Genomic DNA, 17,741 nt, shown 5'->3' on the forward strand with positions numbered 1-17,741 from the left:
ATATAAGAAAAGAAAGTAATGATAGCTTTTATACACATGAATGTATAAAAAAAATCCTTTCCATAAATGTACATTTTAACTTGCTATCAGAGCATAGATATAATATTTAAATCTCAAATTAAAAGTGTTATACTATAATAAGGTCAAAATGTACAAGAAGATGTTGACAAAAAATAGTCTACATCTTTATGGAAAAAATAGGGGAGATAAGGATGGTTATAAAATGAGTAGTAGTCAAACTAAGAAAAATGTCGTTCTAATCGGCGCCGGTATTATGAGTGCAACTTTAGGGACGTTACTAAAAGAGCTTGCTCCAGATTGGAATATTACGATTTACGAAAAACTTGATAAGCCTGGCGAAGAAAGTTCAAATGAATGGAACAATGCGGGTACAGGACATGCCGCACTATGTGAGCTTAACTACACTGTTGAAAAACCAGATGGCTCCATTGACATTTCCAAAGCAATTAATGTAAATGAACAATTCCAAGTTTCTAAGCAGTTTTGGGCTTACCTTGTAAAAAATAATTTAATTCAGAATCCGCAAGATTTTATAATGCCGTTACCACACTTGAGTTTCGTTACAGGTGAAAATAATGTTTCCTTCTTGAAAAAGCGTTTTGAAGCACTTTCAAAATTACATCTATTTGAAGGTATGGAATTCAGTGACGATCCGGAAAAATTAAAAGAGTGGATTCCATTAATGATGGAAGACCGCGTTATTACAGAACCAATCGCAGCTACAAAAATTGATTCAGGCACGGACGTAAACTTTGGTGAATTAACGCGCATTTTAGTGAAACACTTACAAAATCAAGGTGTTGAAGTACATTACAAACATATGGTTGAAGGCATTAAACGCACAAAAGACGGCCGTTGGGAATTAAAAGTCCACGATTTAGACAGCATTAAAATGAAATACGTTTCTGCTGATTTTGTATTTATTGGTGCAGGTGGCGGAAGCTTACATTTACTTCAAGATACAGGAATTCCAGAAAGTAAGCACATTGGTGGGTTCCCAGTAAGTGGTTTATTCTTAGTATGTAAAAACCCTGAAATCATTAAAAAACACCATGCAAAAGTATATGGTAAAGCAAAAGTTGGAGCACCTCCAATGTCTGTGCCGCACTTAGATACTCGTTATATCGATGGTGAAAAATCTTTATTGTTCGGACCATTTGCAGGATTCTCACCTAAGTTCTTGAAAACTGGTTCTTACATGGATTTATTTGCTTCCATCAAAGCGAATAACTTATTTACTTTGCTTGCTTGCGGTGCGAAAAACGTGCCGTTAACAAAATACTTAATTGGACAACTTATGTTAACGAAAGAACAACGCATTGAAGAATTACGTGAATTTATTCCTAATGCAAAAGCTGAAGATTGGGAAATTATTATTGCTGGACAACGCGTACAAGTAATTAAAGATACTGAAACTGGCGGTAAAGGTACATTGCAATTCGGTACAGAAGTCATTACTTCATCTGACGGCTCTGTCGCTGCATTATTAGGAGCTTCTCCAGGCGCTTCTACAGCAGTAAAAGTAATGCTTGATGTAATTAATCGCTGCTTCCCAGAAGAAATGAAAAAATGGGAAGGAAAAATTAAAGAAATGATCCCATCCTATGGTCAAAAATTACTAGACAACCCAGATCTATTCAAAGAAATACAAGCTTCTACTGATGAAATTTTAGGTTTAGGAAAAGAAAATATAGAGAAAGAATTAGAAACAATTCAATCATGAAGGCTCTCTACATAGCCGTCCTAACATACCAGATCTCCATAAAGGGAATCTGGTATGTTTTTTATTACTTGCAAAATAACAGGATATGGATGTGAAATAAATGAGATACATCAATATGGTTAGGGGAATCTTTTATCAACGATTGAACCGCTTTGTTGCTGAAGTTTATATCGATGGTCAAAAAGAAAAAGTCCATGTTAAAAACACTGGTCGCTTAAAGGAATTGTTGATACAAAATGTAGAAGTGTTACTAGAAGAAAGTAATGATCCGAACCGGAAAACAAAATATTCGCTCATTGCTGTGAAAAAAGGCGAACGGTGGGTAAATATCGATTCCCAGGCACCAAATACTGTTGCTTATGAAGCGATATTAGATGGGAAAATTGCTGAAATTGGAACCGTCCAAAAATTAAAAAAAGAAGTGAAATATGGAGATTCCCGATTTGATTTATACTTTGAAACGCAAGAAGAAAGAGGGTTTATTGAAGTTAAGGGCGTAACGTTAGAGAAAGATGGAGTAGCAGTGTTTCCTGATGCACCCACTTCTAGAGGGACAAAACATGTTCTAGAATTAGTGAAAGCTGTGGAGGAAGGTTATAAAGGAATCATATTATTTATTATTCAAATGGAGGGTTGCCGCCTTTTTGTACCTAATCATGAAACAGACCCGTCCTTTTCAAATGCGTTACGCCAAGCTTCAAAACAAGGAGTGCAAATTTTAGCTTACGAAACAAGTGTAAGTGAACAATGTATGGTAATCAGTAATCGAATTCCCGTTGAATTAATATGAAAAAGGATGGTTACATAAAAAGAAGAATTTAGGACAATTTAATAATGAACAAATTAGATTTGTTCAATTTGCTCAATAAGGAGGATGGTTATGTCGATTGAGGATAATAAACATAAAGGCGAGTTCCAACGCAAAAATAAGCTTCGATTTCACCAATCCCCTAATCAAAAATCAACAGAATTTGCTTCTGATATGGCAATTGAAACAACCTCCCAAAAGGAAAAAGGGCGTATACAACAACCAATCAGTGAAAGAACAGCATGGCATTAAGACTGACCATTTGAATTATTGAGTATTTATAAGCTATGGATACTTTTCCATAGCTTTTTTTAAGTGAAAGTATTACCATAAAAAAACGCTTTACTTCAATTGTAAAGCGTATAATCGATCACTCTATTAAATGTTTTTTAAATGATTTTGTTTCCATCTTTCTAGAAATGCAAGGACATGTTTTGCATCGCTTCATACTATCAAGGAGATAGTTGTAACAACATGTTTTTCTAATTCTGAGCTCTGCTCCATTATCTATAAATGTTTTCTTACCATAATATTTTCGCAGTGGATTTTCTTTATGATGATAACCAAATAATGACCCATCTGCTTCAAAAATGATGTAGTGAAAGTCATCAATGGCTTGTTGATGATTCTCCTTTAACTCCAATCCATTAATTGATAAACATTGAAAGTATGCATCAATTCGGGATTTAATCTATATTTTTCAATATCTGTAATTCTTTCTCTGTTAATGCATTAACCATGGGAAATAACTACCTCTTATTTTCAATTGTATATTGACAGAGGTGTATAGGTTAATTTATGATTAGCTTTTTGAAATTGATTATTATCTACAATTAGTTAAGGAGGAGTAAAGCCAGTTGGTGCGGTTCAATCTTGGCTTGGTGATCCTTGGTATGAACATATTAGCAAGGATATGGAAGGCGTCGAAGTTGTTGGGACTGAGAGTGAAGTGAATGTGGAGAAAATTGCTTCGTTAAAACCTGATTTAATTATCGGGAACAAGCTTCGCCAAGAAAAAATTTATGATCAATTAAATGCCATTGCACCTACTGTTTTTTCTGAAACTTTACGTGGTGATTGGAAAGAAAACTTTAAGTTATATGCTAAAGCGTTAAATCTCGAAGAAAAAGGAAATGAGGTATTAGGTCATTACGATCAACACGTTGCCGACGTGAAAGAAAAACTTGGTGACAAAGTGAACAAAGAAATTTCTGTTGTTCGCTTTATGGCTGGAAAATCCCGTATTTATTACACTGATTCATTTTCAGGGGTTATTTTCAATGAATTAGGTTTCAAGCGTGTTGCTCATCAGGAAGAGTTGTTTACTTCAGATAATAAACTTGGCAATTTAGCTGTTGAAGTAGGAAAAGAAGTTATTCCGAAAATGGATGCAGATTACCTATTCTACTTCACTTATGCTCCCCAGGGAGATCAAGAGGCATTAAATACAGCAAAGGAATGGACAAGTGATCCTCTATGGCAAAATCTAAATGCCGTTAAAAACGGTAATGCTTTTGAAGTGAGCGATGCAATTTGGAACACTTCCGGCGGTGTAATTTCAGCAAACTTGATGTTAGATGATTTAGAAAAATTATTAACGAATTAATATCTGCCATAATATCCCAAGTATAAACTTAGAATTGGCCGTCTGAAAAAGCCATTTTGAAACGGCACTTTGCGACGAGGATACTTGTTTCAACTACCTCAAGGAGCAAAGGTTGATTATATAAGAGTGTCTGGAAAGTTTAGACTTTCTAGACACTTTTTTTTGCACCCTTTAAACAAATAATGCGCTTCAATTATTTACTTCTTAGTTATTTTTTTTCAAAATAAATGGTTGAAAAAATGAGCAAAATACAATTTGAGAAATAGTAATGCTGTTTCTCATTTTATCTCAATGAGGAGGATTGCTATGCCGAATGTAGAAGTAAACTGTACCGTCTCCAATTGCTATTTCCACAGAAAAGGAAATATCTGTGGTGCGGAGAAAATTTTAATTGATACGGATTCAGATTCCAAAGATAAGTCGTCAGAGTTTGCTTCAGAAGTAGACTTCCGAGAGATTGAGGAAAGGGCTAAATCATCAGAAGAAACTTGCTGTAAAACGTTTAGACCTAAAAAGTAGACTTTCGGAAGTATGGGCAGGCCAATCATTGAGAAATTGCGGGGACTAATCTATTTAGTCCCTTATTTTTTGAGGAGCTGTAATGAATGTATGAAGTCATTGTCAATCAACTGAAACAAATTGAACGCAGTCATCATGTAAAAGTATTATTTGCTGTTGAATCTGGTAGTAGAGCATGGGGAATTGCCTCAAAAGAAAGTGATTACGATGTTCGCTTTATTTATATCCATCCAGTAGACTGGTATCTTACAATCGATCCCCAAGGAATTGGAAAAAAACGAGATGTCATCGAGTTACCGATTCACGATCATCTTGATATAAGCGGTTGGGAAGTTACAAAAGCTTTAAGGTTATTCCGAAAATGTAATCCTTCTATTTTAGAATGGATGAGAAGTAGCCCCATTTATTTACAACCATATAGCTTTATTTCTAAGTTGCGCTTATTGGAGGATGAGGTTTTTAATCCGAAATCGATGCTTTCACATTACATACAAATTGCCAAACAAAATTATGCATCTCTCCTAGGAGAGAATGTGAAGGTAAAAAGCTATTTATACGCTTTGCGCTCATTGTTCGCTTGTAAATGGATTGAACAGTTCAATGAAATCCCACCGATACATTTTCAGCATTTGCTTTCACAAATGAAGATTGATGGTAAATTGAGAAATGAGATTGAGCAGTTGGTGAAATCTAAAGTTTTCGACAAACGGGAAACCATTCGGCCTATTCCAATATTCAATGATTATATCGAACATGAATTGTATTCATTGCAGGACTATATAAATAATCTGTATGGAGAAAAGAATAATCCAACTGTCCAGTTAGATAAGCTATTTCGTGAGACATTAAGAGAAGTTTGGAATGAGAAGTTTGATGCATTCTAGAAACTATAATTACTCATCCATAACCAATATAGATGTACGAAAAAAAGTCCAGAATATAAGATTGAAATACCTGTTAAAGCATAAAGATAGAACCGTTGAAATGATTTTATGCATCTTAAAATAACAAGATTAGAAACAATAAATATGAATACGGAAAGACTGAATTTAATTCCTAGAAATAAATATGGATTTGCTTCAAAAAAGAATCTCATCAGAGGATTTATTTCTTTTATGAAATTATTCATTAAACCATAATGTGTGGCTATACCATCAAATATGTTTAAGATTGTAACCAATAAACTCAATATAAAAATTTGCTTGTTTCTTTTCATTCAATACACCTTATAGATTTTTTCAATAGTATAACCATTTAAGCAACTTTCTAAAAAAAGTGGAATTCACATAGATAAAAGCAATTCCCTTGCTTTATGATGTGAATTCCACCATACAATGTTATTTATTTTTTTTGTTTCTTTTTCTTTCCAACACTAACTGTTCTAATTGGGATAGTTCACGAGAAAACTCTTCTTGCGCGGCTCTAGCAGAGATTTTTTCTTGTTTTGGTGTTTGTGGCAAAGAACTTGCATTATTGGTTTGGCCTTGTTTATTATCTCTTCCCATATTAGATCTCCTTTCTTGATAGTTAATCTTAATATGGCAAGATGCGATTTTTTTATCACATTGAAAAGCATTAATTGGAGGAAGGAAAAGAATAAGTTTTATTGAGAGGTTATATTGATGCATAAACATTTGGGGCAATATATTTGGGATGCTTCGTGAATAAGTAGCATCCCAAAAGTCAACTAATGACGTGGTATAATTTTTTGTTTATAAATACTGTATACATTGTTTTGTTTCTCATGTTTACTTCCTTTAAATTCAATATAAGTTTTATGAATGTATGGAGAGGTCATAATGGAAAGTAACGCTCCATAGTTGGGGATAAAAGTTATCTCGTCGCCAGGTTTGAAAAGTATTTTTTTTCCATCTAACACAATGTGGTCGCTGGTTGAACCAAGAATTTTCACAGGCATTGTTGGTGTTAAGCCCGAAACAGATACATCTTGCCTTCCTACTCCAACGAGAATATGGTTAATCCAACCTTGTTCATGGAATTCGATTGATTCACCAAAGCCGTTTTTGCCACGATTACCATAAGGGACAGAAGGTTTTTGTTTCGCCTCTATTACTTCTGCAACAAATTTAAATGTATCTTGATAAAGTTTCGGTATGACTTCGCCTTTAGTCGTCTCTCTTCCTAATAGAATCGATTCACCAAGACGTACATCATTGATTACACCAATATTTTTCGTTTCCATTAGCCATTTAATATTTGCAGAGTTTCCGCCTGATACGATAGGGAGTTGTAAAGAGAATTGTTGCCTAATTTGCTGAACAAGAGAAGAGAACTCTCGCATCTTGTCTTCTGTCGGTATGACGCCACCAAAACAAGCAAAATTTGTTGCCAAACCAACAATTTCGATACCTCGGAGTTTTATTACATCATTAATAAATGCTGGTAGATCTTTTGGCATGACACCTTCACGAAGGTCACCCATTTCTACCATAATTATAATTTTATGGATTTTCCCTTGTTTAATAGCTTCTTCTGATAATGCACGAATGATGGTAAGTTCAGTGTTCATGCTGATATCTGCATATTTGACGACATTGGGAATCTCAGACATCCCAGGGGTTCGAAGTAAAATAGTGGTTGCATTGATATTTGCCTTTTTTAATTTTTCTAAATGAATAATTTTCGATACGGCAAGTCTTGTGATTCCCGCCTGAATTAATGTATTGACGATTTGTAAATCAGCACAAACGCCTTTGACTACTCCTGTCACTTCCACCCCCTTTGCTTCGCATAATTGTTTTAGAACGATTGCGTTGTGTTGAATTTTATCAAGATTGATTTCAATTCGAGGAATGGGTTTTAGTTTCATATTGAACTCACGACCTTATCCTTATTTTTTAAGGATGGGAAGAAGTCAATGATTGCATTGATGATTTTTTCATCACCTTTTTTCAACACATCGCTAACAGGTACATGGTATTTATTTTCGTATTCTACAATTGTTTGATCGATTTCCTCATCTGTCATATTTTCGTGATTTAATGTGATGGCAATCACTTTTGTATTTCCATAATGTTCAATTAAGTTAATTTCTTCTTGAACATCCGGCATTGGCATAAATGGAAAATCTCCTAACACTTTTCGTTTTGGCGGATGTTGCAAGATGACTGCTTGTGGTCTTGCACCTCTTAAAATACCGCATGAGCTAGCATAGGCTGGGTGGCTCAGCGCACCTTGCCCTTCCACAATGATAATGTCAGGATTTTCATTTTTGTGGGCACGCAATATTTCCCCCTCCAATTCTCCAATTAAATACTGGAGTGGGAAAGCATCCATTGCAAAACCATACTCTGCACCCTGAATTAAACCTGTTTGTCCAGTGGCAATAAAGATTGGATTGAATCCGCGGTTTCTGAAACCTTTTTCAAGCACTTTCGCAGTTGTACGTTTTCCGCAAGCACCATCTGTACCGAGTACTGCAATAATCGGTGTATTGATTTTTAAAATTCCACCAGTAAATAAATGCCACTCTTTTTTCGGTTTTGGCTTTCGAATATCGCGAATGGTTACGTTATATTTTTTTGCATTATTCATCATTTCATCATCTTCAGTTAGAAATTCTTGCAGTGGGTTAATGATGTTTAAGCCAGCCTTCATCGCTTCTAAAATGACGGCTCTTTCTTCATCTTTTAAAAAGGCATCGCTAGGGGCAATTCCGAGGATAAAATCTGTTGGTTTTTCTTTGGAAATTGTTAATGCTTCTTTGAGGTTTTTACATAAAGGGATTCCATTTTTGACACCATCTAAATATTCACCAGAATCCAAACCACTCTTTGTACTATCAATTACTGCGGTTATTTCATAATATCCTGGCTCACGAATCAGACCATTAGCGGTTTTTCCATCCATTGAACCAAATTGGCCTTCACAATAAATAATTGCTATTTTCTTCATGTACAATCCCTCCATTTACCGAAGAATAAACAAAAAACATCTTTGTTGCTTCTTGAAGTAATGGTAGAGTCCAATACAATGAAGTAAAAGATGTTCTATAGGTGAAATATTCAATTGTTAACTAAACCAAGGGTTAAAGTATTAACTTAATTATAAGATTATTTATTTTTTTACGCAAAAAATAGAAACAAAATTCATGAAATTTCCCAAAATTTAGGTTAATAGTTTAGAAGTTTTGTAATTGTACTGAATCTTTATGTCTTAAATCTCCATAAAAAATAGCAGCACAAACAATCTATTTTTCGTTTGCACTGCAAATGTAAGTATGTTAACGATTCAATTTAATAATATCAAAATAATCGTTTAATAATGCCCAGTTTTGTGGGAATGGATAACCTAAAGCCCAATAGCTGATGCCCCGTAAGTTATATTCTTTCGCTAAATTAAATTTTGCTCGAGCGCTTCTTGCATCTTCAAACCATACTTCATGAGCTTGCCCGCTTTCATCCACATATCGGAAAAATGGAGATTGAGCATTTTCATCATAAAAGATTTCAGATTTATAACGGGTTGCACGGCGAATAGCTTCCTGTGGACTAAAGGTCTCGGCAATTGCCCCTTCTACGTGAGGAATTTTCCAATCTCTTGCGTATATTTGAAATCCTAAAAATATTTTTTGAGCAGGAATAACCGTTAATGCATACTCTACTACACGTCTTATTTGATTAATTGGAGAGATGGCTCGTGGTGGACCTCCCCTCCACCCCCACTCATAAGTCATTAGAATAACAAAGTCTACTAAACGGCCATGAGCTTCATAGTCATGGGCAGTATATAGTAAACCTTCCTGTTCATTGCTTGTTTTTGGTGCGACCGCAGTAGATACGAAATATCCCCTTTCATGAAGGCGATTGACTGTCAGCTGTAAAAACTCATTATAATTCTCCCGATCTTCTGGAAGCACATACTCAAAATCGATATTCAATCCACGGTAGCCCTTTTCTTCCATTACTTTTAGGCAGCTGTTGATTAATTTTTCCCTTAATTCTTGATTGGATAAAACAACATGGGCTAGGTTCGAGCCAGTGCTTGTAGATGAAAAATTAGAAATGGCTAACATCGGTATAGCTTGTTGAGATTTTGCAGCATTAAGCATTAATTCATCAGCAAAAGGTTCTAACGTACCATCCTCTTTAATCATGTAAGAAAAAGGTGTGAAATAAGTAAGTAAATTACCTACTGCATTAACAGACTCTGCCCCTTCTGCATCCTGTTGATATGAATAAGCGTTGATTTCAATAGATGGTTTCGGTCTAGGTATGATTAGCACCATCCCTGGGTAGATGTTATCTGGATTACGCAGACCATTTTGTTTAATAATGGCTTCTGCCGTTGTTCCATAATATGCTGCAATTTGCCACATCGTTTCTCCTGGTTGAACCAAGTGTAAGCGCTGAGGGATATAAATTGTTGTACCGGGGATTAAATTATATGGATTGATGGTAGGGTTTGCTTGTTGGATAGCTTGAACGGAAACTTCATAATTGCTTGCAATCGACCATAATGTTTCTCCAAATTGAATGATGTGCGGTGTTGTTGTATCTGGAATCACGATTGCTTGGCCTATGAGTAATTCTCGGGGATTGGGAAGTTGGTTTAGTTGGATAATGGCATTCATGCTTGTGTGATATATACTTGCCAATTTCCAAATGGTGTCTCCTTGCTGCACGACATGAATTCTCAGACGAATGCCTCCTTCCTAATTCTTATAATGCACTATATGTTCCATCTTGCTAATTCATATGCTTAAGTAAAAAGAAAGTCTTCCATTTTTGAAGACTTTCTCTTTTTTTTGAAACATACTTCTATATTGGAACGTACTAAATTAAGGGGAAAATTTACCTATATCCATTAATTGCACGAAGTTGGTTTTTTTGAATTTAAATAATTCCAAATGGCATTTGAAATTTCTTTCGCCTCTTTTTGATGTGATGTGTTATTGAAGGCACTATTAAAAGATGATATGAGTGCTTCTAGAACATATAATTTTTCTTCTGACTTTTTCAATTCATCGAGTAAATAATTGGCTAATTCTACTCCTTTTTCTGAATCATTTTTAGTTAATTGATTCACAAATCCTTCAAGCTGTTTGACAATGAAGTCTTTAGATAATTTTTTTGAATTAACTTTTGATTTTAAAGCGTGTACGATTTCTTCATTAAATACGACATCACCAGTTTCTAATATGTTTGGAATAGTGGCAATGACGCGATTGAGTGCTGTTTTGATAATCGATTCAGGTGCAACTTTAACCCCAGTTGCGATATGAATAAAATGCAATGAAAATACGATGATAGCAAAAGTATGGATGGCGCACTCGTAAGAGATAGGACGGATTTTCTCTCCATAAATATCGACAAAACGATTTGCTAACCAATCTATTTCAATGACCATATGTTTTTCAATAATCTCTTTTATATCCTTATCATTGGAGTCGAAGGTTGTTGAAAAGATTTCATTAAAATTTTGTTTTCTACTTAAATGAAAACCCATAGCAATTTGATTAATTAGTAAATTGATATCAGAGGTATCTTTATTTGAAGCTATTTGATAGCGAGCATTGACTAACTCTTCTCTTGATTCTTCTAAAATAGCTATTAAGCATTCATTTTTAGAAGTGAAATGATTGTAGAATGTTCCTTTGGAAATATTAGCAGCTTCAATAATATCCATAATGGATGTATTGTTGAAACCTTTTTTAATAAATAATTCGCGAGCTGCTTGAATAATTTGCCTTTTACGTTTGTTCATTTCGCCACCCTTTCCGCAAGAAAAACAACATTTTATACTATAAGTATAAAATAATTAAAATTGAAATATCAATGTCTCGTAGAGTTTTTGCAATAATGTTGTAAAAATTGAACCATCGGTATAAAATGGTTTGAGGGAAATAAAATGGATTATCGCTTAACGGTTGTTTTGGAAGATGGTGGATGTCTTATATAGAAAATAAATGATTAGAAAGTGAGGTTTTTCCTGTGAAGAAAAGTTTGACTATTGGTATAGCTGCCGCTCTTGCGGCAAGTAGTATTACACCAGCAGTCGTCGCCGCTGCTCCAAATTCTCCTGATCATGTATTTGCAAAAACGAAAAACAAAAAAGAGGAAGAAAAATCTTTTGTCGAAAAAGTGAAAGTCCAAGAGTTAACGTTGGAAGAAGCGATTCGATATGGATTAAACAGTAACTATTCTTTAATTGAGTTGGAGTATACTATTGAAAACTTAAAATTACAAGAAGATATGTATGAGGATCTTCTCGATGTTGCAGAAAGTTCTTATGAGAGTACTCAGAGAAAAATAGAAGAGTTAAATAAGTATTTAGAATCTACTTCAAAAGATACAGTGACAGTTGATTTAGCGAAAGAAGTAACTAATCTCAAGCGATCTTTAGAAGAATTATTAGACATCAATCCGGAAGACCTTGAACCAGATATCGATCCTTCAGACTCTGATAATGTAATCGTTAAAACACAAATAAGATATTTAATCAATTTTTTGGAAAATGCCATGAAATACGTGGATGAATATGAAAAATATCAGCAAAGAGAATTAGTAAAAGAGCAATTGAATGTGCTAAAAAGCAATTTAAGCAACCTCTATTTCCAAGTGAATCAGTATAAAAACATGCTTGATACTTTAGATATTCAACGAACTCAAATGTTTAATAACCGTGTGCAAATGCGTGAACAATTAAAGCTACCAATCATATTAGATTTTATTAGCTTGCTTTTAACTGAAGAGCAAATTGATTTTATGAAATATACACTCGAAGTACAACAAAGCCAATTAAACGGGATGAAAACACGTTATGAACTAGGATTAGTATCGAGAAAAGACTATGAAAAAACAGAAAGAGACATATCTGATTTAGAAACGCAAATTGCTGAACTTGAAAAGCAACTTAAACATGATAAGGCGGTATTTGCTACTACAATTGGCATTACATATGATGAAGATTTTAAATTGATAAGACCGGACTTAGGGGAATTGGCGTTAATAAAACAGGAAAAATCAACAGAAGAACTTATTAAAAATAGCTTTGACATGGTGAATGCAAGAACAAATTTACGAATTAAAGAAAAAGCATTAGATGATTTTGATGATGAAGAAAATCGTACAAGAGAAAGAGAAAAAATGCTTGAAAATGATGTTGAGGTAGCTAAATTGCAAATTGAAGCTCTTCAAGTAGAATTAGAAAAGGCTATAAAAAATACCTTCCATCAAGTACAAAAACAATATGAAGCGTTAAATGAAGCGAAAAAAGATCTAGAACAAGCAAAAACTGATTATGCTGATACACAGCTTTACTACAATTTAGGCTTACTTTCAAAACAAGAATTTGATGCAGCCAATACAAGTATAAAACAAGCGGAATTTAACTATAACAACGCCAAATACCAATATTATTTACTCACAAAACAAGTAGAGTTAATGGATAAAGGTGTTATTGTTAGAAATTGATAATCAGGGCTTTGGATTTTTCCTTTGCTAAGGAGGCTTTAAATAGATGACTAAGAAAGGAATAATAGGGACCCTTCTATTGTTAACATCTATCATCCTATTAGTAGGTTGTAATAATTCGACAGAAGAAACAGAGGTTCCTGAAACAGAAATACCAGTAAAAGTTGCGACAGTGACTTTCGGTGCTTTAACAGATGATAATGAGTTATCGGGCACCATCTTACCTGAAAATGAGGTTGCAGTTTTACCGAAAGCTGTTGGAGAAATTAAAGCAATTTATGTAAAAAAAGGAGATAAAGTAAAGCAGGGCGATATTCTAGCCCAGCTTGATGATACAGCTGAAAGAAATGCGATGGAACAGCAGCAAAAAAGCTTAGAGCAAGCACAGGCTAGTTTGAAAAGCGCACAAAATGGCAAGGTAAGAGCTGAAAACAGTTATAAACAAGCACAGGCCTCACTAAAATCAGCTGAAGCTTCTTTACAACAAGCAAAAGAGAATTTAAAAAATTTAGATTTTCAAATTCAAAATGCTCGAAATTCTTGGGAACAAGCTAAAAGAAACTTAGACAGAATGAAAGCTTTATATGAAGCTGGTTTGATTTCTCTACAAGATTATGAAAATGCTCAAAATGCGGAGAGAAGCGCAAAAATTGCTTTAGACCAAGCAGAACTATCGAAAAAAACAACGGAAAATGAAGGCATTAGAATGCAAGAAGTAGCTGTAGAGCAAGCTCAAATCAATGTGGAGCTGGCGCAAACTTCCATGAAAGATGCGGAAATTGCAGTGGAACAGGCACAAATACAAGTAGATCAAGCTCAACTTGCTGTAGATGCTGCTAAGGATCGTTTAGATGATAAAGTGATTAAAGCGACGATTGCAGGAGAAATTACAGAAATCAATGGGGAAGTAGGGGAAATGGCTTCTAATGCCAACCCATTTGCAACGATTGTAGCAAAAGATTCAGTGAAATTAAGTGTGAAAATTACGGCTAACCAACTATCTTCCTTCGAAGTCGGGGATGTATTAGATGTGAAAGTTGCCGGTTTAGAAGGAACATTTAAAGGAAATGTTGCCTATGTTTCTTCAGTGAGTTCAGGATTTGGACTATTTACTGTTGATATTAATATCGATAATAAAGAACAAAAAATTCGACCAGGCATGATTGCTTCCGTCATTGTGGAAGAAATTAAACAAGCCAACTCGCTTCTTATTCCTGTTGAAGCGATCGTACAAAAAGAAGGGAAAACCGTTGTATTCATCGTTTCAGAAGGAAAAGCAGAACAAAGAGAAGTAGAAATTCTCAAATACAGTACAGATTTGGTGGCTGTCGTGGGAGAACTTAAAGAAAACGAACAAGTTGTAATCAGTGGACAGAACCTCCTCGATGATGGAAATAAAGTCCGTATAATGGAGGAGGAGTAGACATTGAAACTTGTAAACACCTCAATTAAACGTCCAGTCGGCGTTATCATGTTTGTTATTTGTGCTATTCTATTGGGCTTTATCTCTTTAAGGGAATTGAAGGTAGAATTATTCCCGAAAATTGATTTGCCAATAGCGGTTATTGCTACAAGTTATCAAGGAGCTGCTCCACAAGAAATAGAAGAATTGATTTCAAAACCGATTGAATCAGCTGTAAGTACGGTAGAAGGCATGGATACAATTCAGTCAGTATCCAGTCAAGGAGCTTCTCTAGTACTAATGATGTTTGATTATGGTCGGGATATTGATGATGCGTTAATCGATGTTAGAGAAAAAGTCGATCAAATATCGGGGATGCTTCCAGATGGTGCAAATGATCCGATGGTAATGCGACTTGATCCAAATGCGACACCTGTAGTGATTGCAAGCCTCTCAGGAGATAATTTGGAAAAATTACAAGATATTGCAGAAAGTGATATTCAACCGGCAATTGAACGAGCGCCTGGTGTTGCCTCTGCTACCATTGTTGGTGGAAAAGAACGCGAAATTCGCATCAATTTGAATCAATCAATGCTGAAAAACTATGGACTAACAGGTTCACAAGTGATTGCTGCATTACAAGCGGAGAATCGTACAATCTCGGCAGGAACGGTTGAACAAGGAAATCAAGATGTGCAACTACGCGTTGTTGGAGAATATACATCCGTTAGTGATATTGAAAATACGCTCATCACTTTAAATAATGGTGATACCGTTCGCGTAAAAGACGTGGCGGATGTCGAAGATACATTTAAAGAAGTATCGTCAATTTCTAGAGTGGACGGTAAAGATACATTAATTTTCACCATTATGAAACAGTCGGATGCGAACACCGTTGAAACTGCAGAAGAAGTTAAAAAAGTTATTGAGAAATTGAATGAAAAATATACCGAACGAGGATTAGAAGTAAAAACGATTATGGATACGTCGGTGTATATTACTGCATCAATTGACTCAGTTCTAGATAACATGATTGTAGGGGGATCACTCGCTGCAATCATCCTATTACTCTTCTTAAGGAGTCTAAAAGCGACGTTAGTTATTGCCGTTTCAATGCCGATTTCCATTATTAGTACATTTACGTTAATGTACTTCACAGGAGAAACATTAAATATTATTTCGATGGGTGGACTGGCTCTCGGTATCGGGATGATGGTTGACAGCTCCATCGTTATATTAGAAAACATATACAAGAAGCGTTCGGAAGGATTATCGATTAAAGAGGCAGCATACCATGGTGCTTCGGAATTAGGCCCTGCTGTTATTGCCTCTACACTGACGACTGCAGCTGTATTCGTTCCAGTCGTATTCGTAGAAGGGCTTGCTTCACAAATTTTTCGTCCGTTAGCATTGACGGTTGTATTTGCATTGACAGCATCGCTAGTAGCTGCCATGACATTGGTGCCAATGCTATCAACGCAATTTATGCGTAATGTTCAAATCTCAGTAGATGAGGATAATGGACAATACTTCTTTAATCGTGTTTTAAACAAAATTAAAAATTTCTATGGAAATGTACTAGAAAAGGCCTTACGTAGAAGGAAAACAGTTATTGCCATCGTAACTGCTGCTTTTGTGGGAAGTTTAGCTTTAATGCCAGTTGTGGGTATGGAGCTAATGCCTGCAACAGATAGCGGGCAAGTTTCAATTACTGCACAGTTGCAAAACGGTGCGAAGTTAGAGGAAACGGAATCTATCGTAGAGGAAATTAATGAACGGTTAAAAAACTTTGAAGATATAATTAAAGTGAATTATGTAAGTATTGGTGGTACTACAAATGGTATTACTGCAGGAAGTAAAAATGTGGCGTCCTATATGATTGAACTAGTTAGTTCATCGGAAAGGGATATTACTACTGATCAATTCATTGCTCAATTAAACGATTTAGTAAGCGATATTCCTGGGGCAGAAATTACTATATCGGAAAATAGCCATGGAATGTCCACTGGTTCACCAATCTCGCTTTCGATTTCAGGGGATAACTTAGATGTATTAACTGATTTAGGACAGCAAGTTGTTTGGATTTTAGAGGATATCGATGGAACGTTGAATGTGAAAAGTTCGGTTGAAGATGGAAGTCCAGAATTGCAAGTGGTTGTAAATCGTGAACTGGCTTCTGCTTTTGGGCTAAGTTACCAACAAATTATGAATGAAATCAATGTAGCGTTTAACGGCCAAGTGGCGACTAGGTATAAAGAAGATGGTAGCGAATATGACGTAACGGTTGCATTACCTGATGATAAAACGGAGACTGTTCGTGATTTAGAAACATTTGTTGTTCGGAATAATGCAGGGGAGGATATTCCGTTATCTGCCGTTGCTGAAATAGTGCCAGTACAAGGGCCTTCTCAAATTACTCGAAATAATCAAGAGCGTACAATTAACGTAACGAGTGATGTAATTGGACGAGATTTAGGAACGGTTTCAAAGGAAATTGATGCGAAATTAAAACAAATCCATTTACCTGATGGATATGAAATTTCCATGGGTGGAGAAGTAGAAACGATGATGGAATCTTTCGTCCAATTAGCATTAGCATTAGTTTTAGGTATATTCCTTGTATATATGGTAATGGCTGTTCAATTTGAATCCATTACTTATCCATTTATCATCATGTTCTCCATGCCTACTATGGTGATTGGGGTAATATTAGGGCTACTCATTTCAGGATTACCGTTAAGTTTACCAGGTTTTATCGGTCTAATTATGCTTGCAGGGATTGTTGTAAACAACGGTATTTTACTTGTTGAATATATTAATATTTTAAGAAGAAATGGAATGGAGCGAATGGAGGCTATTGTAGAAGCAGGAAAAAGCCGTATGCGTCCAATCTTAATGACAACACTCACTACGGTTTTAGCGATGATTCCGCTAGCCCTTGCAATTGGTGAAGGTGCGGAAAACCAACAACCAATGGCTGTAGTAGTTGTATTCGGATTAACTTCTTCTACAATCTTTACTTTAGTATTCGTTCCAGTTATGTATGTCGTGATTGATAACATATCAGAAAAAGTGAAAAACATCTTTAACAAAGATGATTCAGATAAGACTGGTAAACCGAAAAGAAGAATCTTCAAGCGCAGAAAAGCGAAAAATAAAGTCGTAGAAAAAGAGTTAGAAACAATCGGTGGAAAACCAGAGTTGACGTAAGTAAAAAAGCATATCTC

The 17,741-nt window shown here is 35.2% G+C and carries 13 protein-coding genes and 1 pseudogene; 9 read left to right on the forward strand and 5 right to left on the reverse strand.

The annotated features are described in order from the left end of the window. Positions 1-223: 223 nt before the first annotated feature. From NSQ18_RS07340 to NSQ18_RS07365, 6 genes and pseudogenes are all read left to right on the forward strand, one after another. Complete coding sequence (locus NSQ18_RS07340; protein ID WP_339287557.1) at positions 224-1,744, forward strand: malate:quinone oxidoreductase; 1,521 nt, start codon at positions 224-226, stop codon at positions 1,742-1,744. A 100-nt stretch (positions 1,745-1,844) separates the two neighbouring features. Then, positions 1,845-2,534: a DNA/RNA nuclease SfsA gene (gene sfsA, locus NSQ18_RS07345; RefSeq protein WP_339287559.1), complete on the forward strand. Its 690-nt coding sequence runs from the start codon at positions 1,845-1,847 to the stop codon at positions 2,532-2,534. A 90-nt stretch (positions 2,535-2,624) separates the two neighbouring features. Then, positions 2,625-2,804 carry a hypothetical protein gene (locus NSQ18_RS07350; RefSeq protein ID WP_208651205.1) on the forward strand — a complete coding sequence of 60 codons (180 nt, stop codon included), beginning with the start codon at positions 2,625-2,627 and terminating at the stop codon, positions 2,802-2,804. Between the two features lie 592 nt (positions 2,805-3,396). After that, positions 3,397-4,158, forward strand: a pseudogene (locus tag NSQ18_RS07355) (iron-siderophore ABC transporter substrate-binding protein); the annotation flags it as partial. 306 nt (positions 4,159-4,464) lie between these two features. After that, on the forward strand, positions 4,465-4,677 hold the full coding sequence (locus NSQ18_RS07360; RefSeq protein WP_016838497.1) for a DUF1540 domain-containing protein: 213 nt from the start codon (positions 4,465-4,467) through the stop codon (positions 4,675-4,677). Positions 4,678-4,763: 86 nt separating this feature from the next. After that, positions 4,764-5,561, forward strand: a complete 798-nt coding sequence (locus tag NSQ18_RS07365) for a nucleotidyltransferase domain-containing protein (protein WP_339287564.1) — start codon at positions 4,764-4,766, stop codon at positions 5,559-5,561. Between the two features lie 453 nt (positions 5,562-6,014). Here NSQ18_RS07365 and NSQ18_RS07370 read toward each other — a convergent pair whose 3' ends face one another. The 5 genes from NSQ18_RS07370 to NSQ18_RS07390 all read right to left on the reverse strand — a co-directional run bounded on the left by NSQ18_RS07370 (position 6,015) and on the right by NSQ18_RS07390 (position 11,403). Further along, entirely contained in the window at positions 6,015-6,311 is a 297-nt protein-coding gene (locus NSQ18_RS07370; protein WP_339287566.1) for a hypothetical protein, read from the reverse strand. 53 nt (positions 6,312-6,364) lie between these two features. Next, complete coding sequence (locus NSQ18_RS07375; RefSeq protein ID WP_168412252.1) at positions 6,365-7,507, reverse strand: alanine/ornithine racemase family PLP-dependent enzyme; 1,143 nt, start codon at positions 7,505-7,507, stop codon at positions 6,365-6,367. After that, positions 7,504-8,592, reverse strand: a complete 1,089-nt coding sequence (locus tag NSQ18_RS07380) for a DUF1611 domain-containing protein (RefSeq protein ID WP_016838502.1) — start codon at positions 8,590-8,592, stop codon at positions 7,504-7,506. Before NSQ18_RS07380 ends, NSQ18_RS07375 begins: the two co-directional genes overlap by 4 nt. A 328-nt stretch (positions 8,593-8,920) precedes the next feature. Then, positions 8,921-10,336 carry a LysM peptidoglycan-binding domain-containing protein gene (locus NSQ18_RS07385; protein WP_026019086.1) on the reverse strand — a complete coding sequence of 472 codons (1,416 nt, stop codon included), beginning with the start codon at positions 10,334-10,336 and terminating at the stop codon, positions 8,921-8,923. 167 nt (positions 10,337-10,503) lie between these two features. Next, positions 10,504-11,403 (reverse strand): TetR/AcrR family transcriptional regulator, encoded by a 900-nt coding sequence (locus NSQ18_RS07390; protein WP_016838504.1) that lies wholly within the window; start codon positions 11,401-11,403, stop codon positions 10,504-10,506. A 227-nt stretch (positions 11,404-11,630) separates the two neighbouring features. On the opposite strand from NSQ18_RS07390, the gene NSQ18_RS07395 reads away from it, so the two are divergent. Genes NSQ18_RS07395 through NSQ18_RS07405 form a run of 3 tightly spaced genes read left to right on the forward strand, consistent with a single transcriptional unit; the run spans position 11,631 to position 17,724 of the window. Then, a complete protein-coding gene (locus tag NSQ18_RS07395) occupies positions 11,631-13,112 on the forward strand; it encodes a TolC family protein (protein ID WP_096550038.1) in 1,482 nt (493 codons plus the stop codon). A gap of 46 nt (positions 13,113-13,158) precedes the next feature. Beyond that, positions 13,159-14,535 carry an efflux RND transporter periplasmic adaptor subunit gene (locus NSQ18_RS07400; RefSeq protein WP_016838506.1) on the forward strand — a complete coding sequence of 459 codons (1,377 nt, stop codon included), beginning with the start codon at positions 13,159-13,161 and terminating at the stop codon, positions 14,533-14,535. Between the two features lie 3 nt (positions 14,536-14,538). After that, positions 14,539-17,724 carry an efflux RND transporter permease subunit gene (locus NSQ18_RS07405; protein WP_339287572.1) on the forward strand — a complete coding sequence of 1,062 codons (3,186 nt, stop codon included), beginning with the start codon at positions 14,539-14,541 and terminating at the stop codon, positions 17,722-17,724. Positions 17,725-17,741: the final 17 nt, after the last annotated feature.

This window comes from Ureibacillus sp. FSL K6-0786 (assembly GCF_037965165.1).
GTDB classification, from domain to species: Bacteria; Bacillota; Bacilli; order Bacillales_A; family Planococcaceae; genus Ureibacillus; species Ureibacillus thermosphaericus.